Raw genomic sequence first — 23,065 nt, forward strand, 5'->3', positions numbered from 1 at the left:
AAAATCTGCCGGTCGCCCCGATGATGGTCAAGGTTTAACCGTCGGTCGGGCGCACTCCTCCATCCGCAGCATCAGGTCGGGCAGTTACCCCGCCACCTGCTCCTCGAGCTGATACCGGCGATAGATCTTGTAATACAAACCCTCTTTCGCCAGCAATTCGAAATGGCGGCCGGTCTCAACCACGCGCCCGTCTTCAAGGACGTAGATTCTGTCGACACGTTGCAGCGTGTCCGGTCGGTGCGTGATCAGTATCGCCGTCATGCCGGGCATCACCTCATGCAGGCGCTCCCAGAGCGCCGCCTCGGTGCGTGAGTCGAGCGCCGAGGTGCAGTCATCCAGGATCAGAATCTTCGGCTTCCCCACCAGCGCTCGCGCCAGGGCCAGCCGTTGTTTCTGACCGCCGGAGATAGCCATCCCGCGCGTACCGATCATGGTGTCCAGCCCTTTGGGGAACCCGGCCACCTCGTCTTTCAACTGCGAAACATCCAACGCCCACTCCAACACGGCCTCCGATATTTCCTCACGCCCGAACAGAACGTTGTTGCGCACCGTGTCGGTAAACAGGATCGGCTCTTGCGGCACATACCCGATGTAGCTTCGAAGGTCCTCAAGCGAGAGCTGCTTCAGCGGTCGGCCGTCGAGGATTAGCTGACCACCGACCGGATCGACCAGGCGCGGGATCATATTCACCAACCAGCTCTTGCCGACGCCGACCCGGCCCACGACGGCCACAGTCGAACCGGGCGCGATTTCGAGTGTGACGCGATCGATAATGTTCCGCGAAACGCCTTCAAACGTGAAAGTAACATCCCGAAACGCCAGACCACCGGAGATCGGTTGTGCCTGCGCGGGGGTCGGCGAATCAGCCACCATGGGTTTGACGTTTTCCAGCTCTACCAGGCGATCGATGGAGACGCCCGACTGGAGTGATTTCACCAGAAACTGACCGATATCGAACATCGGGAAAAACAGGAATATGACGTAGTACACGAACGCAAACAACTCACCCTGAGTCAGCTCCGCGCGCATGACCGCTGCGCCGCCGGCGAGCAGCACGATGATCACGCCGAATTGCCAGATATAGCCATAGAGCGAATCTACGATTGTGCCGGCTTTGATCGCTGCGATCTCGGCATCCCGCCGTTTTTGCAGGGCCGCGTCAAACTTCCCGCGCTGCGCCTTCTCCTGGACGTACGCTTTGACCACGCGCACCCCGGAGTAGCAGGATTCGATCACGCCACTGAAGCTCGAGATGCTGGTCTGCAGGTGGTCATACCGTTTATCCAGCAGGGACGAGCTCTTGAAAAACACGAAGATCAGAAGCGGCATCGGACCCGCCGTCAGGAGCGTCAGCCACGGATTCATACTCAGCATCATGATGATCGTAAACGTCACCATCATGAGCGCCTCGTAGAAGCGGAATATGCCCGAACATGCAAACCACGAGAGCTTCCCCTCGATATCATCGGTGAGCCGTGTCACCAGATCTCCGGCCCGGAACTTGTTGAAGAAGTCCGGCCCTTTATCGGTGATGCGGTCGAAAGCGTCCTGTCGGAACGCCCAATCCAGGCGACGATTCATCCAGGCGCGATGCCCCTGCACGAACGCATACAGGGCGAATGCCACCAGCCCAAGGACGATATAGCTCAGCGGCAAGGCGATGTCCGATGACAGTCCCAGGCGTTGACCGGTGGCGAGGATCCACGCGCCAACGGCGGTGTCTGGCGTCCGGCCTGTTTCGACATAGTCGATCGAATACTGCATGAGCCGCGGACTGTACGTCTGGAACATCGCCTGTACCGGCGTCAGAATGATCAGCACTGCCAGCACCCATGGGAAATGCCGGTAATATCTCCAGAACCACTTAATCTTTTCTATCTTCTTACGCATTGGTCGCGACTCCATTCCTCGACTTGAATTGCAGGTGGAACAGTTTCGAGTAGTAGCCGTCCTGCAGTATCAGTTCCGTATGCGTCCCGCGCTCGACAATCTCGCCCCGACGGATAACCAGGATCTGGCCAACATCGAGAATGGTCGACACCCGGTGTGCGATGATCAGCGAGGTCCGCTGGGCCATGAGGACCTTGAGCGATGCCTGAATAGTCCGCTCGGTTTCGGGGTCCACCGAACTGGTGGCCTCGTCAAGGATCAACACGTCAGGGTTCACCACCAGCGCCCGCGCAAACGAGAGCAGTTGGCGTTCGCCCCGGCTGAAATTGGCCCCTTTCTCCGACACCACGGTCCGGTAGTTGTTCGGCAGGCGGTCGATGAAGGCGTGTGCGTCCACTGCTCGTGCGGCGGTGGCGATCTGCTCGTCCTGAATCCCAGCCGTCTCAAGCGAGATGTTGGACCGCACGTCTCCCGGGAACAGATGGATGTCCTGCAGTACCAGCGCGAACCGCCGGCGCAGCTCTTCCTGCGATATCTCGCGGATGTCGGTCCCATCAACTGTGATCCGGCCCCTCTGCGGGTCGTAAAACCGAAGGAGCAGGTTGATGACAGTTGATTTCCCGCCGCCGGTCACGCCGGCTAAAGCGACCCGCTTTCCCACCGGTATCTCGAAATTGATATCTCGAAGTGTCCAGTTGTCGTCATCGGTGTACGAAAACCATACGTTCTCGAATTGGATCCCCTGTTGCAGTTTCGGCCAGGCAACGGGATGCACAGGCTCCAGCAGTTTGGGCTTCGTCGAAAGCAGCGCATACATCCGCTTGACCCCGGCAATAGCTTTCTGCACACTGGACAACTGCTCTGAGACCCGGTAGAGCGGCTCGAACGAACGCCAGATGAGGATGATGAACATGCTCATCGTGCCTACCGTTATGGCGCCGGTACGGGTCCACGGAATGCCTACCAGCAACACCAATCCGGTCATGAGGTACTGCAGGAAGTTGATGGTGTTGAAGAACGCCACCACGCTCAACTCGGCGTAGGCATCGTTGCGGAATTTCTGTTTGCTGACGTCGTACAGCCGTTTGCGCGCGTACTGACCGCGGTGGAATATCTGCACGATCGCCATCCCCTGGATGAACTCGGTCAGCGTCCCTACCACTTCCGCCATCTTCTTGCGTACCTCAAGGAATCGGGGTGTGGTCTTGCGTTCGAACAGGATGATCATTCCGATCACCAGGGGCATCATCCCGACGAGCAGGAGCGCCAACCGCCAACTGGTGGCGAACATCAGGGAGAAGGTGCCGATCACCAGCAGCACGTCCCCCATAAGCGCGACCGCAGTCATCGTGAACAGCGTACGCAGCGCTTCAGTGTCCGACTCAACCCGCGCCATCAATCGCCCGACCGGGTGGCGGTCGAAAAACGACACATCGAGTGAGAGAATATGGTCAAACAATAGTGTTTTCAGTTTGACCATGACCGACTGGCCGATGATCTCCAGACGTACCCTCTGCAGATAATTCAAGAACAGCGCCGTCCCCTGGAGGAGTCCGATCAAAATAGTAGTGATGATCAGGCCGCGAAAATCTCTGGCCGCCAGGTTGACATCGAACGCGCGTTTCAACAGTACCGGCCAGAACAACGACAGAACTGTTGCGCCAACCAGGAGTGCAAAACAAACCAACAAGCTGCGCCAGTGCTGCTTGACCAGCGGCAGCAAATATCGCAAGGCTTTCCCGGAACCAACGTTCTGTTCCTCCGGGCTCAGCTTCTCATCTTCGTACAATTCAGTAGTCATTTCTTCAGTACCTTGACAATCTCAGTGACTTGGTGGTTCAAATCCAAGCGGATGCAAAAAAAAACCGCCGGACCATCTTGGGGTGCGGCGGTCGCATCGTAACTTGTTGAAACGTCAAGTCTTATCCGTAGCTGTACCGCCGCGAAGCGCCCCCGTCAGGGCATTTACTGGTGAGGTGAATGTTCTGCTCATTGGTCCCGGTACTTCGTGTTCGGTTGACGGTTTATTCAGCGATACAAATTGTTGTCGTTATTTGTTGCCTAACATACGACGGCTGCGTATACGTTGTCAAAGGAAAAATCTGGCATTCGATCACATTCTTTGCAGGATGGTCCAACAAGCAGACGTGTGAGGAGGAGGATTTGTCATGACAGTTTTGGTTATTGATGACGAGGATGTCATCCGCATGCTGGCCGAACGAATTCTGAGCAAGGCGGGTCATACTGTCCTGGCCGCAAGATCGGGTCCGGATGGGATTGCCATCTTTCGTGAGAAGAGCGCTCAGATCGGAGCCGTGCTGCTTGATGCCAGCATGCCCGGCTTGACGGGTGCTGAGACACTCCGCCGCCTTCGCGAGATCAATCCTGGCTTGCCTTGTATTTTTTCAAGCGGATCGGTCAACGCTGAGACCGAGTTGACCGGCGAGCTTCGGACGACAACATGGTTTCTTCAGAAGCCGTACCAGGCCCAGAAGCTCTCGTCCATGATAGATCAGATCGCCGCCTGGAGCACGCCGGCGACTTGAGATTGGCCCTCACCTCATCGATACTGACGGCCAAATGACGCTTGCCGAGCGTGGCGTGGAGAAGTACTTTGTCCCCTTGGTATAAGCGTCTTATGAAAATGTTTCTTTGGGGTCGGCTTGCGGCCATAATTGTTGCAGTACTCGGCCTGTCGGTTACCGATGTCACACCGGCAGCAGCGCTCCCCAAAAAACAGTTCCATATCGGCTATCTCGAGGCCGGAGATTACATCGGCCACAACCAGTTCCGAACCATATTTCGCGACGAACTCGACAAATTGACCCCCCAAGGCTGGGAACTTGTTTTTGAGCCCACCGGGTTTCGTTCTGCCGGATGGGACAGGGAGTCCTGCATCACGATGGCCAGGGAACTTGCCGCGCAGTCGAATCTGGATATCATCATCACCGTCGGCCCATGGGGGGTTCGTGATCTTCTCGCGGCCGGTTGCAAAACTCCGATCTTGGCGGCCTGTCAGCTTGACCCTTCTGCCGATTCACTGCTTGATATGGCCGGACGACCGGTCGCCCGAAACCTCACAGTCACCACAGTGCCGAATCGACTCGCAGATGATCTGCAAACTATGAAACGTCTGTTCGGCGTGAAAAAGCTCGGCGTACTGTATTTCCAAGGCGCGAGCGATGGCAAGCGGTTCCTCGACACTCTGACCACCCTGGCCGCGCACGAGGGAATCGATATACACTCAGCCACAGGGTTCAATAATTTCGGGACCTTTGCCTATTTCAAGGCCTATGCCGCCTTGACAGACAAAATCGATGCTCTGTATGTCGGCCCGTTCTGGGGGCTTGAAGGGAGTTCGGCTCATGAGTTCACATCGGTCGTCGCTCGCAACCGCGTGCCGTTGTTCTGTGGTTGGGAATCGTACCCTGTTGGTCGCGGCGCATGTGCGTCATCGGCCGACATTACACCCCTCGCCGAAGCTCGCTTTCAGGCCGGCAAGACGATCAAGATTCTTCAGGGGAGTACGCCGGCTGACCTTCCGGTCGAACTGCCTGCCGCTCACCAACTGACGATCAATCGAAGCACGGCAGCGCTCTGCAATGTGAAACTGGCTGATCTATTGGCCGCCGAAGCCAATATAATTGAGCCGTCGGCCGACGCCTCTGTCCCCAGCTACACGCTCAACGAGGCGATCGCTCGTGCGCTCGAGCAGAACCCGGGATATCTGGCCAGGCATGATGCGCTTGCTGCCGCAACGACAGCGGCCAGCCGGGCTATGTCTGCGTATCTTCCCCACCTCTCGGTTTCGGCCGGCGCGACCCATGTCGATGACAACACGGTATCCAATGAGCAAGGAAGAGTGCAGTCAGACCAGTACCGCGTGGCGTTTTCGCTCGAACAGACCTTGTTTTCACTGCCGGCCATCAGAGAGATTCAACTGGCTTCCCGAAGCAAGGACAGTCTCACCGCCGATTTCGCCCGGTCACGGCTGGAGTTTATCCGTGCCGTTACCATCGCCTATCTGAATTATGCCCGGGCTGAAGAACTCCTGACCATCCGAAAGACGCAACGTGCTGCCATCGATCGAAATCTACAACTGGCGCGTGCACGCGCTGCACTTGGCGAGGAGACCGAGTCGGATGTCATGCGCTGGCAGACCGAACGCCTCCGCACGACGGCCTCCATTTTGGAGGCACAGGCGAATCTGTCGGCCGCTCGGGTACTACTCAATGTGTTTTTCAATCAGAGTGGCGAGCAGTTGTTTGCTCTGGCAGTGGATCCGTTCATGGCCGATCGTTTCCTGGCTGACTACGACTCGATAACCGCTTACCTCGACAACGATGCGTCATACGCCAAGACCGAGAAATGGCTGGTGGCCGAAGCGATCCGGACCAATCCGTCTGCTCGGCTCGAAGATATCCAACTCGCTTCGCGTCGACTCGATCTTTCCCTCACCCGTTCGCGCTGGCTGCCGACATTCGGGCTTGGAGCAACGCTGGCGCTGGCGGATTCGATGGCCGACCAGGCTCCGATCTTCACGGAAAAGAGGCCAACACTGCAACTCTCGGCCCGACTGAACTGGAACCTGCTCGATGGGTTCGACCGCTTTAAGGCGGCGAAACAGGGCACATCCCTGTATAGCCGCCAGGAATACCTCCGCGACAATCAGCGGCTCGAATTGATGGGGACCGTTCAGGTGCTGCTGGCCCGACTCCGCTCGCAGTTGCAAGTTGCACACTTGCAGGACCGGGCGGCCCGTATGGCCGACGCCGACCTGGATTCCTTGGTGAATCAGTACGATTCCGGGCATGCGTCGTTTGCCGATGCCGACCGGCAGACTACCGTGGATGCCGAATCACACGTCGATGCCATTCTGGCGCGCTTCGAACTGCAAGCAACGGCTGCAAAGCTCCTCTCCGAACTGGGCTGGGAGCTTGATGACCATCTCCCATCGCCCATTGCGCAATTGTCGCTCCGGTTGTCGCAGCAGTTTGGCCAACCGTGAGTCGGTATTTCGACGATGGGCGTAGCCCTTTGATCCATGAATAAGCGAACTGAATCACACCATGTTACACATGCTGGACCTTGACACTCCCTGTCTTCTTATCGACCGCGTCATTATGGAAGCCAATCTGGCGCGGATGCAGGCTACGGCGGATTCACATCACGTACGACTGCGACCTCACATCAAGACTCACAAAAGCCCCCGGCTGGCTCACCAGCAGTTGCAGATCGGCGCAGTCGGGATAGCGGTCGCCAAGCTGGCCGAGGCAGAATTGATGGCCGCTCACGGCCTCAACGATATTCAGATCGCGAATCAAGTGGTCGGCAGGGAGAAGATCGAGCGGTTGGCCCGGCTTGCCACATCGGCGCATGTTACGTGTGCGGTGGACTCAATCGAGAATGTCGTGGAATTGTCAGCGATATTCGCGGCGCATCAGAAGATATTGGACCTTCTCATTGAAATCGACACTGGTCTTCACCGCTGCGGATTGAGCGAGCCGAATGAGGTCATAGCACTGGCGTCGCATATCCGTTCACTCCCGGGCCTGCGGTTGCTCGGCGCCATGACTCATGCCGGGCACGCCTATGCCGCCGGCAGCCCTGCGGAGCTTCGACAAATCGGGACGGCTGAGGGACAGACAATGGTACAAATGGCTGAGAAATTATGCCAGGCGGGTTTCCCGATCGAAGTGGTGAGTGTTGGTTCAACCCCTACCGCCCCGTACGCATGCGCTATGACCGGGGTTACGGAACTGAGAGTTGGCAACTACATTTTCAACGATATGATTCAGGTGGCGCTCGGATCGGCAACAGTGGATTCCTGCGCCCTCACTCTGCTGGCGACGGTCATCAGTCGGCCGGCTGCCGACCGCGTGGTTATCGATGCCGGAAGCAAAGCACTCACTGCCGATGCCGGAGCCCATGGTAAACGGCTCGTACAGGGGTTTGGCAACCTGCTTGGCAAGCGGGCAATACTCGAGCGACTATCGGAAGAACACGGCATTATTTCCGGGGACGCGAAGCAGTTCACGTTGGGGGAGAAAGTCCGCATCATTCCCAACCACGCCTGTGCCGTCGTGAACATGTTCGACCGGGCTTATCTCGTTGAACAGGCCCACGTGGTTGAGGAGATTCCGATCCTTGCGCGTGGCGCCATGACCTAAGATTGCCGCGCCGATCAACGGATCACATCCAGATAGTATTTGATCGCGCAGACCACCAGAATTGCCACTGTCAGTCCCACCCGCAGTCTGCCGTAGAGAGGCGGTTCGCTATGTGGCGGTTCCGACAGTCCGCGATACATTCGCACCAATCGCCGCCCGTACACAACTGCCACCGCTATGATCAACCCGACCACGAGCCACGTGAAGAGCGTGACGCCAAAGTCGAACCTGATGGTGTAGAAGCCGATCAACAACAGGATATAGAAGAAGGCGTACTTGCCGGTCGCTGTGGAAGGGAAGGCGGTGAGCCGTGCCGGTGCGATCAGCGCCGCCACCAGGATCAAGAGATCCCTACCGACAATGACCACCGCCAGCCAGATGGGTAGGTCGCGATACAGTACCAGAAATACAACCATGACAGCGGCGAAGAGCTTGTCAGCCACCGGGTCGAGTATCAAACCCAGTGCGCTGGTTTGATTGAGCCTACGTGCGAGATACCCGTCCAGCCCGTCGGTCAACCCAGCCACCAGCATGACAACCACTGCCATGATGGTCGCACGCGTTCCGTCCTGGGCAAGATAGAACCCGACCACCGGGGTCAACGCCACCCGAAACAGACTGAGCAGGTTCGGGAGCAGCAATAGATCGCGGATCTGAACGGCCTCACCGAATCTCATAGGCCTTTGCCTCGCATATAACCGAAATGTACGACCGCTGGCCGATCAACCGCAACGTTGAGAAACGGCCGTCCGTAAGTTCTTCAGTTTGCCGATAGGGAACCTCTTCTATGCGACGCACGTCGTAGTGGAGCCGGATGCGGGGTGCAAATGTACGATTATCCGGCTCAACTCGCAGCCACATCTGCCGACATAATACGTACAGTATAGTAGCGAATTGGGTGCGGCCGTATGCTCCCTGGGGAGGCCCTCACCATCGCCCCGCTACCATCACTGCTCTTCGAAGCAGGCTGTATGAGCTGAATGCTATGGATAGCGTTTGCCAGATTTCCAACCGTGTCGTCGGTGCATCCGACCTTATGCTGCATCTTCAGCCAGGTCGACCACCGGCGGACTATCTCCGGCCCCCAGAATCGGGGCAACTCATTGCCGGGAAAGAGGTTTTTTTGTTGACACCACAGGCCCATTTGCGCCTGTTTGCGTGCGGTGAACTGCACCAGGTGCGGTTTCACATGGATGTAAAAGGAAAGGGTAACCAGGAGGTGACCGCATGACCCACGCTCTGTCAGACTGTCTGACGAGATCTGTCAAATCCTAACGCTAACAGATAGATAGAGGAAGAGGAGTATGAAATTACTTCGCATCATTCTCGCCTTGTCTGTCGCCTGTGTCCTGCCCGGACTCGTCTTAGGGGCGACAGTAGGCAAGATCACTGGTGTTGTGACCGACGCCCAGACCAAGGAACCGTTGGTCGGCGTGTCGGTGCAAGTCGTCGGTACGAACATGGGGGCAGTGTCTGACGCCGAAGGCGGCTACACGATACTCAACGTACCGGTCGGCACATATACGCTCAAAATGTCCCTGGTAGGATATGCGGAAGTGCAGATATCCAACGTGGAAGTCTCCGCCGATCTGGCCTCCTACCAGAACCAGGAGCTCAGTTCGCGCGTCACGGATATCGGCAAGACGATCCAGGTGACCGCCGAACGCCCCCTGGTGGTGAAGGACAAGACCACGACCATAAACATCGTCAAGCGCGACGAGTTGCTGGCCATGCCGGTCCGTGGATTCGAACAGGTTGTCGGGATCCAAAACAGTGTTGTACGGATCAAGTCCAACCTTGACGTGCGCCAGCGCGGTCAGCGCGAGTCCGTTGGAGGCGTCGGTCAGGAACTGAACCTGCGCGGCGGCCGCCCATCCGAAGTGGCGTACTACGTGGACGGATTCTCACAGCAGGACCCGCTGTCAGGTATTTCCACCTCCAACATCAGCAATAACGCCATCAAAGAGGTGTCGGTAACCGCAGGCGCCTTCTCGGCCGAGTATGGCTACGTGGCGTCGGGTATTGTCAATGTGGTGACCAATTCCGGCACGGAGAAGTACAAAGGCAACGCGGAGATCGTGACCGATAACATGTGGGGCAAAACACACAGTTACGACCAGAACTCCTACTCCGCTGATTTTGGCGGTCCCATACCGGGTACCACGAAAGGCTTCTTCTTCTTTTCCGGTGAACGGCGCTGGCTGGGTGACCGCGAACCCTCCTCCATCACCAAAGATGTCATAGAGAATTACAGCTTGGCTTCCCGTTTTGGTGACAGCCCGCAGCGTCTGCCGAGCAACACGCTCGACGGCTGGTCGTATCAGGGAAAGCTCGATTACAATTTCAAACCTACCCTCAAAGCCGGGCTGAGCTTCAACGGCTCCCTGGACAAATGGCAGGAGTATCGTCATAGCCGGCTCTTCACGCCCGAGCACATGCCGCGGTACAAAGACAAGAACGTCGGTATCAACGCTAAAGTGACGCATACTCTCAATGCCAACACGTACTACAACCTGAGTGCATCGTACTACCTGACCGAACGGATTCGCGGAGATGGAGTTCTGTTTGACAACCTCGCCGCTTATAAACGGACAGGTGTCCTGGATAGAAGCTTCCCAAATCCGGAAGAAGATGAACAGAATCTGTTCTATGAGGACTCAGCTGCTATCAGAGCGAGTTTCTACGACAGTCGCATCCTGCCCGGTTCCCCGGAAGACACGATCGTAGGCTACCAGTCGGCTTACTGGGCGAATTTCCTGCACAGGAAGTCATCCTATATCGGATTCAAGGGGGATCTTACCGACCGGGTCAGCGAGCATCACACTTTGAAGGCGGGGTTCGATTTCCAGCGCCACACATTGAGATATTTCGAGAATCTGGACGCCACTCTGGGGTACACGAAAAACCTGGTGAACCGGTATGGCTTTGACCAGAACGGCGAAGAATCCGACGCCGAAGGGTACGCCAATGACACCAAGCACCCGTACAACCTCGGCTTGTACACTGAAGATCGCTTCGAGTGGCAGAGTCTGGTGGTGAGCGCAGGTGTGCGGTTCGACTACTTCGATTACAAGGCGCTGCGTATCAAGGACGTGCTGAATCCTTTGGATCCTGGTAACGTCACAGGTGTCGACACGCTTGACCCGGGCGACCTCGAGCCGAGCAAGAAATTCACCCGTGTGTCGCCGCGGTTGGGCGTGGCGTTTCCAGTGAGCGACGCGACGCAACTGCACATTAACTACGGCAAGTTCTATCAGCGTCCGGATCTGCTCAGACTGTATCTGGGCTACGACTTCTTTGAAGCACGCGTTTCGGCGGGTTCGTATTATCCATTCGCCAGTCCGAACCTGGCTCCGGAGAAGACGACGCAATACGAATTCGGCATCACGCATCAGCTCGGAGAGTTTACCGCTCTGGACGTCACGGCCTATTACAAAGATGTCAGCGACCTAACCCAGATCTTCCATCAGTCGCCCTCATCACCGCGTGTCTACGATTTCTTTGCCAACACCGATTATGGAACGATCAAGGGGGTGGATTTCGAGTTCAGGATGCGCCGCACGCGCAATATCACCTTGAACCTGAAATACACGCTGGGCTATTCTACCGGCACCGGCTCGTATGCACAGAGCCAGTACATCGTTGCCTGGCAGAACCCGCAGTTCCCGCCCAAGACAACGGCCCCGCTCGACTATGACCAGCGTCATTCGATTATCGGCGTATTCGACATTCGGTCGCACAAAGGTGAGGGACCAAGACTCGGTAATACCTTCATCCTTGAGAACACCGGTCTGGATATACTGGTGCGAGCGGCCAGCGGGACGCCATACACGCCGATCAAGGTCGACAACGCCATTACGTTGGCGGCGTTCACTCCGCAGCCGATCGGCTCGATCAACTCGGCCCGGTTGCCGTGGACGTTCCGGATCGACCTCAAACTGGAACGAGTGATCTCCGTCCGCGGCTACTCGTTGACACCCTACCTCCAGGTGCTCAACCTGCTGGATAGAGACAACGTATATGGTGTGTACGAAACCACCGGCAAGCCCAACGAGACCGGTTGGCTGGGTACGGCTGAGGGGACGACCTTTGTCCAGAATAACGGTGACTATGAATACAGATTGAAGCAGGACAACCCCAGCAACTATGGGATTCCGCGGATGATCCTGGTCGGTCTCAGGGCGTCCTTCTAAGGAACGAGGTGAAATGAACATGAAAGTAAAACTTCTTGCGATATCGTTGATTCTCCTGATGGCACTTTCGGTGCTGGCGGCGCCGCCGGTGTCAAGGAATTCGACGAAAGGTACCCCGCCTGCGGTCAAGTCGATCGACAACGAACCGTACATCGATGCCAACAACATCCTGATGTTCGTGACCAACACCGGTTCGTTTGGGCGTGACCTCGCCGGCGTGTTTGGGTACGACTATGGGACGTTTTTCCCATACAACGGCGTCCAGTACATTCTGGACGGCTCACAGGTAAGGTCGCCGCTGTATGCCTCCGGGCTCTGGGTCGGCGGTCGTGACTCCGCTTCCGGCGAGACTCGCGTGAAAGTGGCGGAGTACAACTCCGAATATCGGCAAGGCCCGTACCGGCAGACGGTCGATGATAGTATTAATTACTATCCGGACGCACCGGAGTTTAAGGTCTATAAGATCTATAGCGATTCGCTGGCGTCGAATCCCAACGCCGACTATAACAACTGGGAAATAGTGGCTAGACAGGGCGCGCCGTTTCAGGTTGTCGGTAACGACTCAGTGCCGGTCCTCATTGGTGACCAGATGTGCTGGGCTGTCTACAACGACGCCGACACAGCTAACAAAAACGATGCCGGCAGCACCAACTCATTAGGCCTGGAGATCCGTCAGACTACTTTTGCGTTTCGCCGCGAGGGTCCGTTGAATAACATCGTTTTCGTGAAGTTCCAGGTGTTCAACAAAGGTCGGCGGACCATTCAGGACTGCTACTTCTCCCTCTGGGCCGATCCCGATCTCGGCGGATCGAGTGATGACCTTGTCGGTTGCGACACTACGTTAAGCGTCGGCTTCACATATAACGCCAACAACGCCGACAACCAGTACGGTTCTCGCCCCCCCTGTACTGCCTACGACTTCCTCCAAGGACCACTATACTATACAGGTGATCCGAACGATGTAGGCAAAGCATGGGGAACAACCTGGCCCGGATACCAGAATCTGGGGATGGTGTCGTTTAACAAGTACATAAACGGGACTGACCCGGTAAACTTCGTCGAGACGTACAATTACATGCAGGGGTTGAATGCCGATGGCACGCCGCTGGCGAACGGCACGAAGTACAACTTCCCAGGCGACCCAGTCACGGGAACAGGCGATCTGGATTTCGATCCGGCTGACCGCCGCATGATGCAGTCGACAGGACCAATCACGTTTCGCCCCGGTGACAGTACCGAAATCCTCGCCGCTATCATCATCGGCCAGGGTGGTGACCGCAAGTCGTCCATTTCCGTGGCGAAGTTCTTCGACGTGACGGCTCAATCGGCCTACGACCTGGACTTCGATATCCCAAAGGCCCCGGTGGCACCCAGAGTGACCATCAAGAACCTCGATGGCACCGTTTCACTTCGATGGACTGATACGTCCGAAGTTGACCCCGGTGACTATCCGTTCCAAGGATACACGGTTTACCAGGGCGAATCGCCGGCTGGACCATGGACGCAGATTGGCAACTTTGACCTGGTGGACGGCGAGTCCAATATTCTTGACAATGTTCTCGACCCTAACACCGGAATTCTTGAATTTCGGGCCGTGAAAGTCGCGACTGATAACGGCATCCAACGCTATTTTGGTGCTCAGGAGGACTACATCAACGGCGGTGAGCTGTTGAACACTACGCAATACTTCTACAAAGTGGAGGCATATTCGTACAATCCTGCGGAGTCACCGAAGACTCTCACGTCTGCGACGATTCTGACTGCGATTCCACAGCCGCCGATCGCTGAAGTTGATTACAGGACCGAATATGGACAGACTCTGGCCGTCATCCATGCGACCGGGCCATCAGATGGTATCATCAGTCCCATTGTGATCGATCCATCGATACTGACCGGCAATGACTACCAAGTCTCATTTGGGACTTATCCCGAGACGACCGCTACCTACACACCATTTGCGGTTGACACTATCGAGTTCTTTTACACATTCGTTACGACTCCCAACATCTGTTTCATCACCTACGATTTCGACACCATCTACTGTGTAGACACTACTCTGGACTCCGTGTACGCTGACACGATTCTTGAGAGCTATGACACTGCAATTGTCGATATCTCATACTGGCGGTTGCGCAACACGACGACCGGTCAATTGATTCTCGACCGCCAGCTAAATCAGACAGGTGACGAGGACTACAGCATATTCGATGGCATGATCGTCAAGGTGTCGGGCCCAGAACCGGGACTTAAGCCCGGTTTCGCGGGAGATGCGAATCAAGGCTGGAGCATCCCGAGCGGTACCAGGCGATTCACCTGGGCCGGTGGTGCCGACGGGCTCCACTTTGAAGCGTTCCAGGGCTCCATCGGTTGGGCGAGTCCCAACACCGTGTTTGGCGGAGGCGACCCTGCGGTTCCGGCGCCGTTCATCAAGAACGTCGTGCTGAGACTTGCGACCACTGACGCCTCTGGCGTATTCGACCCTAATGACCCCAATGTCTCGTATGCGTATCGATATGGCCGAGGCTTTGCGGGTCCGCCGGCCAGACCGGAGTTCGCCCCGTACATCGTGAATGCGGCCGGCGGCTACTCATACCAGGACTTCACCAAGAGCATTCCGCTCTCGGCCTGGGATGTAGAAGCCAACCCGCCGCGTCGACTGGCATTGGGATACCTGGAAAACAACGTTTCCGGTGGCAGTGTGGACGGCAAATACTGGCCTCCTTTCTACGCGGCGGCTGACAATGTATCTGGCGATGGGCCGCGAGAGTGGCTGTTCATTTTCAATACGGACTACAGCGAGACACCTGACCCTGCGAACCAGGTGGAGGCCATAAATAATCCGCTGCCCATCATGTACTTCTCGACATGGGCAAGGCGGGCTGAAGTGGGCTGGGCGACCGGTGACGAGTTTGCGCTGTACGCCAATCATGTCAACAGTCCGCTGGACACTTTCAACTTCACGGCACTGGCGCCCGTGACCCAGTCAGGCGAGGACCGCCTTGCCAAGATCAACACCGTACCGAACCCGTTCTATTTGTTCGGGCCGTATGATCCAGCGGTCACCAACCGTCAGATCAAGTTCCAGCATCTGCCGGACCTCTGCACAATCTATATCTACACACTGGCCGGCGACCTGGTGCGCACCATACAGAAGACCGATGCCACTACGTCCATCGAGTCGTGGGATGTCCTGACCGAAAACGGTCTGCCGGTGGCCTCGGGCATCTACATCTACGTTGTGGATGCACCGGGCATGGGTCAGAAGATTGGCAAGATGGCCGTGTTCACTGAAGCCGAAGTAATTCAGAAATACTAAGGCAAGGAAGGATAACGTGATGAAACACAGATTAGTCATAGTAGCGCTGATTCTCCTTGTGCTCTGCTTGCCTTCAGTGTACGCGGGGAACTCAAAGAGAATCGGCACTGCCGGTGCGCAGGAGCTGCTCATACCGATCGGCTCACGCGGCACGGCGATGGGCGGCACCACGGTTGCCGATGCCTCCGGCGTGGAAGCCATGTACTGGAATCCCGCCGGGTTGGCGTCCCTCGAAGGGACGGAAGCGATGTTCAGCCACCAGCCGTATATTGCTGACATCGATATCAACTTCGGCGGTGTCGCGACTAATATAGAATCGTTCGGTGCGATCGGCCTTGGCGCCAAGGTGGTCTCGATCGGCGACATGGAAGAAACCACCCAGCAATTCCCCGACGGAACCGGCCGAGTGTTCAATCCGACCCTGACAGTGCTGGGTTTGACCTACGCACGTCAGCTAACCGCCAACGTCTCATTCGGCGCCACCGGGATGCTCATCAATGAGACCATCTTCGAGGCGACTTCGAATGCCACGGCTTTCGATGTGGGATTCATTTACGATCCGCGCTGGAGAGGCGTGAAGATGGGGATAGCCGTCAAGAACTACGGCCCGCAGGCCAAGTTCTCCGGCAAGGGGTTTGAACGGTTTCTGACCGATCAACGCCCCACTTCACCGAACGCGGCGTCGTATGACCTGCCCAGTTCGATCAACATTGGAATTTCCTACAATGCGTTCAACCAGGGTATGAACTCGGTGACGCTCGCGGGAAATTTCCGCTCGAACAACTTCCAGGAAGACATGTGGCAGGGGGGCGCTGAGTACGCCTACAACCAGCGCTATTTCCTCAGAGCCGGCTACAACTACTCCAAGCAGGACCAGTACCTCTATGGAGCTTCGGTTGGAGCCGGATTGTCGTACCCGATCGGCAGCACCAAGCTGACATTCGAGTATGCCTGGACTCAGACCGAGACCTTCGATGACAACCAGTACTTCACCTTGCGGGCCAACTTCTGATTCTGGCTCTTAATTAGTTTGGTCAACAGATCGGGCGTCCATTCGGGCGCCCGATTTCGTTTCTGTCACTTCGTAAAACGTTCGTTCGATTCAACGCGCCATGTATTGCGAATCATCAAAATATAAACGTCGGCAGCCAGGGAATAACTGCCGACGTTGAATTTTAGCGGTACGGGGAGTCGAACCCCGGTTTGATGGCTGAGAACCACCTGTCCTAAACCACTAGACGATACCGCCAATTCGTGCGCAATGCTAAAAAAGCAACACGCGGGATAATAGACTTCAACAAATACTCTGTCAAGAAATGTAACCACGTTGCGCCACAACACGTTACGGCGCTCGACTCCGTTAATATCATGGCCTGAAACAGCTTACTGCAACTCACTTTTCATCAGTATTTTTCAAGAATTTTCAGGTCACTTTTACACAGGCCACAAACGCCACTCTGCCACAATGGCAGGTACCATGACGCACCGATTGTGGCTCTGACCAAGTTTGTCCACATTCATACCCAAGCCCCCTTTGAACGGCAATAGGTTCGAATCAGACAATGCAGGTCAGCTTGGCCCAAGCCGGCGCAGAATCTCGCCTCCGAACTGCGCCTCCACCGGCTGTGCCTCGCCTCAATGAACCGGTTGAGAATATCTGCCCCGCATAAGATCGCCGTTTTTTTTTCTATCCCGTCCTCTAAATCTCTTGACATCAACAGCCGATATGATATCTTGGTGATATCATAACGATAGCTAAGGAGGTTATGTGATTAAAGAACGCGAACGTCAGGTTGTTTCCGGCTGGGGCCCACTCATCCTGGCAATCCTGATTCTGTTTCTCGCCGTGTTCAACATTGTCACGGCGGAGTCGGACCTGAACAAGATCTTCGGTGTCGTGGTCATCTTTCTCACTGCGTTTTGTCTCGCCGGTCTGTTCATGGTGAACCCGAACCAGGGGCAGGTGATGCAGTTGTTCGGTAAATATGTCGGGACAGCCAAACAGGAAGGACTGCGCTGGGCCAACCCGCTTTATGCGAAGAAGAAAATCTCGCTGCGGGTGCGGAATTTCGAAACGAACCGCCTGAAAGTGAACGATATCAACGGCAGCCCGATCGAGATCGCCGCCATTGTCGTCTGGAAGGTGATTGACACGGCCATGGCCAGTTTCCAGGTGGACAACTACGAGAATTTCGTCAAGATTCAAAGTGAAGCGGCCGTGCGAAATCTGGCCACACAGCACCCGTACGACACGAACAAAGAGCATGAAGTCTCGCTGCGCGGGCACACCGCCACTATATCCGACCAACTGAAAGCGGAGATTCATGACCGCCTGGCCGAAGCTGGAGTGCAGGTGATCGAAGCGCGCATCAGCCATCTGGCGTACGCTCCGGAGATCGCCGAAGTTATGCTTCGCCGCCAACAGGCAGGTGCAGTCGTTGCGGCCCGGCAGCTCATTGTCGAGGGTGCGGTTGGCATGGTGGAGATGGCGCTCGAGCAGTTGTCGCAGAAACATATCATCGTGCTCGATGAAGAGCGGAAGGCGGCGATGGTGTCCAATCTGCTGGTTGTGCTGTGCGGCGAGAGCGCCACGCAGCCGGTCATCAACACCGGAACGCTGTACCAATAAGCCGTGGCGGAACGGAAGCCATTTCTTGTCAGGATCGACCAGGAGACGCTGCACTTGTTGCAGCGTTGGGCCGATGATGAATTCCGCAGCTTGAACGGACAGATCGAGTTCCTGCTGCGGAAGGCGTTACAGGATGCCGACCGCCTTCGCCCGCCGAAACGCCCGCGCTGCTCGGCGGAGGAGTGAGTGGATTGTCCCGGCGTCGTAGGTCGGGTTCCGAGATCGCTTCGATCGAGAAACCCGACATCCCACTGCGTGCTGGCCTCAGCAGCCGTCATTGCGAGGAGGACCCGCCATCGGCGGACCGGACGAAGCAATCTCCCCCATCGTTTGTGCCGCACCTAACAGGTGCGATCTTTGTCCGACAAGGACAAATTACCATTGACACCCGTCGAGTCGGTTGTATATTATGCCAAAGGACGGAAACCTATCGTCGTTAGGTAAATCATAGTTCAACTCCGGGGGGTTTCATGAAGCTTGTTATAGCGTTTCTGTTGGCGATGGCGCTGATGTCGGTGTCATTTGGTGCGACTATCCACGTCCCCGCCGACCAGCCCACGATTCAGGCGGGGATTAACGTGGCTGTGGATGGAGATACGGTGCTGGTGGCGGACGGACACTACTATGAGTTACTCCGCATCGAGGACAAGAACATTTGCCTTGCGAGCCAGATGATCGTCGATCAGGACACCAGTCACATCGCTGCGACAATCATTGATGGGGATACTGCTGTCGTCGGTGTATCTGACTCGAATAGTGTGATCCGGTGTTATTCGGGCATGACATTATTTGGGCTGACGGTCACAGGAGGACTCGGCACAAGCAATTCTATCCGTTATGGTGGGGGAATATGGGCGATGAGTATGTCGCTCCTCATAAAGCACTGCAGATTGTTTGGAAATCACGCCGATGTCGGCAGCGCAGCCTACTTCGCTCAGGCACATGGTACGTTCGACCACTGCAACATTTCAGGAAATGCAGGCATGGGCACAGGCATAAGAAGAAGCGCGGTATATGCAGGGTTTGGAGGCGCCAGTCTTGACAGTTGTCAGATTCTCGACAATGGCGGCGATGGAGTCGGGGGAGTGGAGGCGGATTTCACTTTCGACAATGTCCGTATCGAAGGAAACGCGGGATACGGTGTTTACATCAACGGAGGCCATCTCTGGCATATGTGGGACTGCGTGATCAGTAATAACGGTGGCGGTCTTCATTGGGCTGGAACCGGGGGCGGCAAAGTCAGGAGGACTCCCGATGTTCTTAAGGATGCAGTTGAAGTAATTGTGAATTCTGTGATTACAAACAATGGAGGACGAGGCATTTACTTCGGGGACATGGCCGGTGGGTCAGTACGCTCATCTATCGTTTCTGGGAACGGAGAGGGAGGAATTGTAGTCCATCCCGATGGCGCCGCCCTGTTGTTTGATTGTATACTTGTCAATAATTCGGCCCAATATGGTGGGGCTGTCCATCTGGGTGGCGATGAATGGAGCGGATACTTTGAAGCCGATCGTTGTCTCTTTGACAATAACTCCGCCCAATATGGCGGGGCAATTGCGTGGTCAGGTAATGGCCATCTCGTGCTTCGAAGCTGCACCTTCATCCACAATGACGCGTTAGGTGGCTCGGTCCTGTACCGAAAAGGAGTTGCTCCAACCGAGTGGACAAGGCAGCAATTCCAGCGCTGCATTATTGCACAGAATCAGACAAGCCCTCCGTTCGATTGCGGGTTTTATGGCGACAGCGGAGTTGTAATTTCCTGCACTGATATTTTTGGGAATCCTGCAGGCAATTGGGTGGATTGTATTGCTGACCAGGCCGAACTAAACGGGAATTTCTCTGCTGATCCTCAGTTTTGCGAAGCGGCTGCCGGCAATTTTGGCATTCGCTCGACTTCTCCCTGTGCTCCGGCAAACAACACCTGCAGTACCTTGATCGGGGCAGCGCCAGTCCTCTGCGAGCCGGGGATCATACATGCGCCCGAGCGATTTCCGACGATTCAAGCCGCCATCGACGCTGCTTATGATGGCGATACGGTCCTTGTCGCCGATGGCGTCTATTACGAGCGCATCAGCTTCAAAGGCAAGAAAATCGTGGTGGCCAGCAACCTTATCATGGATGGCGACACAAATCATATTGCGAATACGATCATCGATGCAGATACAACTGTGCTTGGAGCGAGCGATACGGGGAGTGTGGTGCGGTTCGTGAACGGCGAAGATACAAACGCCGTCTTGTACGGACTCACCGTAAGAAACGGCGTGGGAGGCGGTATCTTAGCCAGCTCAGGTGTTCGGATAGCTCGTTGTATCATTAACTCGAACAGCGGTGGAGGCGTACGTGTAACTGGCGGCAGTTATGTCAGTCGCGTCCATTTGGATTCGTGTGCCATATCAAACAACATCGGTGGAGGGGTCAATGGGGGGTATCTTGAGGTGCGCGACTGCTCAATTACAGCGAATCAAGGCGGCGGGGTAAGCACATCAGTTCCCACCAGCGTCCATGGTTGTATTATCAGCAATAATGTCGGAAGTGGGATTAGTCTTGCGTCTGATGAGTGTGTTATCAGCAATTGTCAGATTGAGAGGAACACGGGAGCCGGCATCTTCAGCTTTCATTACGGCTACGGCCAAAACGAGTTTAGCTCCTGCTTGATTAGGGAGAACGCGGAAGACGGAATCCACGGTGGGCCATCCTTCTATGTCCATGGCGGCAAGATCGAATTCAATGGAGGATATGGTCTGTGGGTAGTTGGCGATGGGGCAGCCTTGATCGACTGTGATATCACCCACAACGGCGCTGGCGGCATCTTTGTGGGCGGTTTTCCAGGTATCGGTCTGTTAGTAGACGGCTGCAACATACTGTTCAATACTGGTGTGGACGGCGGAGGAGTGCACTTTGGCCTTCCATCGTCGCTCATGATGCGCAATTCATTAGTGATGGGGAATACAGCAGTGAGGGGTGGAGCCGTCTGGGCAAATGGCATTGGTTTTACCGAGGTTGAGAACTGCGCTTTCATAGCCAATTCTGCGGACACTGGGTCGTTCGTTGCTGTTCAATATAGTTCTGGAGATACAGCTTCCTTTGATAGATGCGCCATCATAGGGAATCAGGGGGGCAGTACCATACATGTTGGATCAGGATATGATACGGCACTGGCGTTTGGTTGCAGTGACATATATGGCAACGATGGCGGAGATTGGGTAGGCTTCATCGCTGAACAGGCAAATCTGAACGGGAACTTTTCGGCCGACCCTCTCTTCTGTGACACTTCCTATACCAACCTTGCAGTACATTCGGCCTCTCCTTGTCTTCCGGCTAACAACTCATGCAGTCAGCTTATTGGCGGGGTCACTCTCGGCACATGTCAGGGCCCACAGGTTCAGAGTGTGATAATTCCGCCCAATTCGCAGAATGTCGTGTCCGACACGCCCACCATTCATTGGGACTACTCGGATGACATGAACAGAACGCAATCACAGTTCGAAATTGCTGTTGGCTCAGATACGAACTGGACATATGCTGAGCTCTGGAACCCAGCCCCCTTTACGAGCTCGGACACGTTTGTGGTGTACAACGGTTCGCCACTTCTCGATGGCATGACCTATTATCTCCGTTTGCGGGTGTTTAATGGGGCTGTCTGGTCCCCTTGGTACAACTCCTCTTTCCGCATGAACTCCCTCCCCAGCGTGCCGGTTCAACAATCGCCAATCAATAATCAAGTCGCGGGTTCTTTGCCCACCTTGTGGGTGCTCAACAGCACCGATGCCGAGGGGGATGCGCTGACGTACGACTTCGCCGGGTTCCATGACACCGATTGTGTCAGCGGCGGGCCGCCAATCGAACTAAACAACGTGCCGAGCGGAATCGATTCAACCGGCGGCCAGATCACCACTCCGCTTGCCGAGAACTGCCGCTATTGGTGGCGCGTGCGGGCGTTCGATGGGTACGAGTATTCCGAGTGGTCGCCGTATGCCAACTTCTTTGTCGACGGCAATCCTGCGCCGCCGGGTGCGTTCACGCTGACCTCGCCGCCGGATACGAGCGGACTTCCGGTGTTCACCATGCTCCCCACCATGCTCTGGCAACCGTCGTACGACCCGGACCCGTTTGACACCGTGTGGTACAAGTTGGAGTTGTCGGACCGTCCCAATTTCTCGTTTGCGTATGTGCGGGATTCGATTCTGACCAACCAGTTTGCGTTGACCGATTCGCTCTACTTCGCCACGCATTACTACTGGAGAGTAACTGCGCGCGACAGGACCGGGCTGAGTGTGATGTCGCCAACCGCTGACTTCTGGACCTGGGCGCTGGGGGATATAGACCATTCGCATGCGTGCGATATCGGGGATTTGTCGCGGTTGGTGGACTTTCTGTTTTTCGTCGCGCCGATCAGCCCGCTGTTCGTGGCGGATGTCAACGGGAGTTGTGCGGTTGATATTTCGGACCTGTCGTACTTGATAGATTATTTGTTCTTCAACGGCCCCGCTCCGAGGGTGGGGTGCTGAGGAGAGCATCTGATGTCGGGTTTCTCGCCCGAAGCGGGCTCGGAACCCGAACTACGGCCACTGCTCGGTCCTCGTCTTCGCTCGAACCGACGTCGGGATAGCCCCTTTGTTGTCGTCGCGTCGAGCGCAGACGGGACGCGGGCCTTCGGCCTACCGGTGTGCCGCCGGTTCTCGTCTTCGCTCGAACCGACGTCGGGATAGCCCCTTTGTTGTCGTCGCGTCGAGGAGCCGTAGGGCAGAACCGCTTCTGGTTCTGCCGATAGCGTCGTGGTGAGGTGATTCCACCGCAGGCGGAAGCGATGTGACAATCCTTTCCGTCGCGTCGAGCGCAGACGAGACGCGGGCTATCGGCTTACCGG

At 56.0% G+C, this 23,065-nt stretch carries 12 protein-coding genes and 1 tRNA gene; 9 read left to right on the top strand and 4 right to left on the bottom strand.

Features of this window, described 5'->3' with window-relative positions:
* Window positions 1-84 precede the first annotated feature (84 nt).
* Together AB1644_11660 and AB1644_11665 are read right to left on the bottom strand one after the other, a co-directional pair.
* Window positions 85-1,890: an ABC transporter ATP-binding protein gene (locus AB1644_11660; GenBank protein MEW6051699.1), complete on the bottom strand. Its 1,806-nt coding sequence runs from the start codon at window positions 1,888-1,890 to the stop codon at window positions 85-87.
* Window positions 1,883-3,691, bottom strand: a complete 1,809-nt coding sequence (locus AB1644_11665) for an ABC transporter ATP-binding protein (protein ID MEW6051700.1) — start codon at window positions 3,689-3,691, stop codon at window positions 1,883-1,885. Before AB1644_11665 ends, AB1644_11660 begins: the two co-directional genes overlap by 8 nt.
* Window positions 3,692-4,058: 367 nt before the next feature.
* Here AB1644_11665 and AB1644_11670 point away from each other — a divergent pair, with 367 nt between their 5' ends.
* The 3 genes from AB1644_11670 to AB1644_11680 all read left to right on the top strand — a co-directional run bounded on the left by AB1644_11670 (window position 4,059) and on the right by AB1644_11680 (window position 8,060).
* Entirely contained in the window at window positions 4,059-4,436 is a 378-nt protein-coding gene (locus AB1644_11670) for a response regulator (protein MEW6051701.1), read from the top strand.
* Between the two features lie 92 nt (window positions 4,437-4,528).
* Entirely contained in the window at window positions 4,529-6,898 is a 2,370-nt protein-coding gene (locus AB1644_11675; protein MEW6051702.1) for an ABC transporter substrate binding protein, read from the top strand.
* Between the two features lie 61 nt (window positions 6,899-6,959).
* The gene (locus AB1644_11680; protein ID MEW6051703.1) at window positions 6,960-8,060 is read left to right on the top strand and encodes an alanine racemase; all 1,101 of its coding nucleotides are present in this window, start codon (window positions 6,960-6,962) and stop codon (window positions 8,058-8,060) included.
* 14 nt (window positions 8,061-8,074) lie between these two features.
* Here the strand turns inward: AB1644_11680 and AB1644_11685 are convergent, their stop codons facing one another.
* Window positions 8,075-8,737 carry a CDP-alcohol phosphatidyltransferase family protein gene (locus tag AB1644_11685; protein ID MEW6051704.1) on the bottom strand — a complete coding sequence of 221 codons (663 nt, stop codon included), beginning with the start codon at window positions 8,735-8,737 and terminating at the stop codon, window positions 8,075-8,077.
* A 627-nt stretch (window positions 8,738-9,364) separates the two neighbouring features.
* On the opposite strand from AB1644_11685, the gene AB1644_11690 reads away from it, so the two are divergent.
* From AB1644_11690 to AB1644_11700, 3 genes are read left to right on the top strand one after another with little or no spacing between them, the layout of a single operon-like run.
* Entirely contained in the window at window positions 9,365-12,253 is a 2,889-nt protein-coding gene (locus tag AB1644_11690) for a TonB-dependent receptor (GenBank protein MEW6051705.1), read from the top strand.
* A 19-nt stretch (window positions 12,254-12,272) separates the two neighbouring features.
* Window positions 12,273-15,569 carry a hypothetical protein gene (locus tag AB1644_11695; GenBank protein ID MEW6051706.1) on the top strand — a complete coding sequence of 1,099 codons (3,297 nt, stop codon included), beginning with the start codon at window positions 12,273-12,275 and terminating at the stop codon, window positions 15,567-15,569.
* Window positions 15,570-15,588: 19 nt separating this feature from the next.
* On the top strand, window positions 15,589-16,581 hold the full coding sequence (locus AB1644_11700; GenBank protein MEW6051707.1) for a PorV/PorQ family protein: 993 nt from the start codon (window positions 15,589-15,591) through the stop codon (window positions 16,579-16,581).
* Between the two features lie 164 nt (window positions 16,582-16,745).
* On the opposite strand, the gene AB1644_11705 is transcribed toward AB1644_11700, so the two are convergent.
* Window positions 16,746-16,818 (bottom strand) — tRNA-Glu (locus AB1644_11705).
* 519 nt (window positions 16,819-17,337) lie between these two features.
* Between AB1644_11705 and AB1644_11710 the strand changes: the two genes are divergently transcribed.
* From AB1644_11710 to AB1644_11720, 3 genes are all read left to right on the top strand, one after another.
* Window positions 17,338-18,198: an SPFH domain-containing protein gene (locus tag AB1644_11710; GenBank protein MEW6051708.1), complete on the top strand. Its 861-nt coding sequence runs from the start codon at window positions 17,338-17,340 to the stop codon at window positions 18,196-18,198.
* Between the two features lie 3 nt (window positions 18,199-18,201).
* Window positions 18,202-18,384 (top strand): hypothetical protein, encoded by a 183-nt coding sequence (locus AB1644_11715; GenBank protein MEW6051709.1) that lies wholly within the window; start codon window positions 18,202-18,204, stop codon window positions 18,382-18,384.
* 284 nt (window positions 18,385-18,668) lie between these two features.
* Window positions 18,669-22,706 carry a right-handed parallel beta-helix repeat-containing protein gene (locus AB1644_11720; protein MEW6051710.1) on the top strand — a complete coding sequence of 1,346 codons (4,038 nt, stop codon included), beginning with the start codon at window positions 18,669-18,671 and terminating at the stop codon, window positions 22,704-22,706.
* Window positions 22,707-23,065: the final 359 nt, after the last annotated feature.

It is taken from the genome of Candidatus Zixiibacteriota bacterium, from assembly GCA_040753875.1.
Taxonomy (GTDB): Bacteria; Zixibacteria; MSB-5A5; order GN15; family FEB-12; genus DATKJY01.

Bases quoted from the DNA above. Each gene is read 5' to 3' on its own strand.
- AB1644_11680 (MEW6051703.1), top strand. From the start codon at position 6,960: ATGTTACACATGCTGGACCTTGACACTCCCTGTCTTCTTATCGACCGC.
- AB1644_11700 (MEW6051707.1), top strand. From the start codon at position 15,589: ATGAAACACAGATTAGTCATAGTAGCGCTGATTCTCCTTGTGCTCTGC.
- AB1644_11695 (MEW6051706.1), top strand. From the start codon at position 12,273: ATGAAAGTAAAACTTCTTGCGATATCGTTGATTCTCCTGATGGCACTT.
- AB1644_11720 (MEW6051710.1), top strand. From the start codon at position 18,669: ATGAAGCTTGTTATAGCGTTTCTGTTGGCGATGGCGCTGATGTCGGTG.
- AB1644_11675 (MEW6051702.1), top strand. From the start codon at position 4,529: ATGAAAATGTTTCTTTGGGGTCGGCTTGCGGCCATAATTGTTGCAGTA.
- AB1644_11690 (MEW6051705.1), top strand. From the start codon at position 9,365: ATGAAATTACTTCGCATCATTCTCGCCTTGTCTGTCGCCTGTGTCCTG.
- AB1644_11685 (MEW6051704.1), bottom strand. From the start codon at position 8,737: ATGAGATTCGGTGAGGCCGTTCAGATCCGCGATCTATTGCTGCTCCCG.
- AB1644_11670 (MEW6051701.1), top strand. From the start codon at position 4,059: ATGACAGTTTTGGTTATTGATGACGAGGATGTCATCCGCATGCTGGCC.
- AB1644_11665 (MEW6051700.1), bottom strand. From the start codon at position 3,691: ATGACTACTGAATTGTACGAAGATGAGAAGCTGAGCCCGGAGGAACAG.
- AB1644_11660 (MEW6051699.1), bottom strand. From the start codon at position 1,890: ATGCGTAAGAAGATAGAAAAGATTAAGTGGTTCTGGAGATATTACCGG.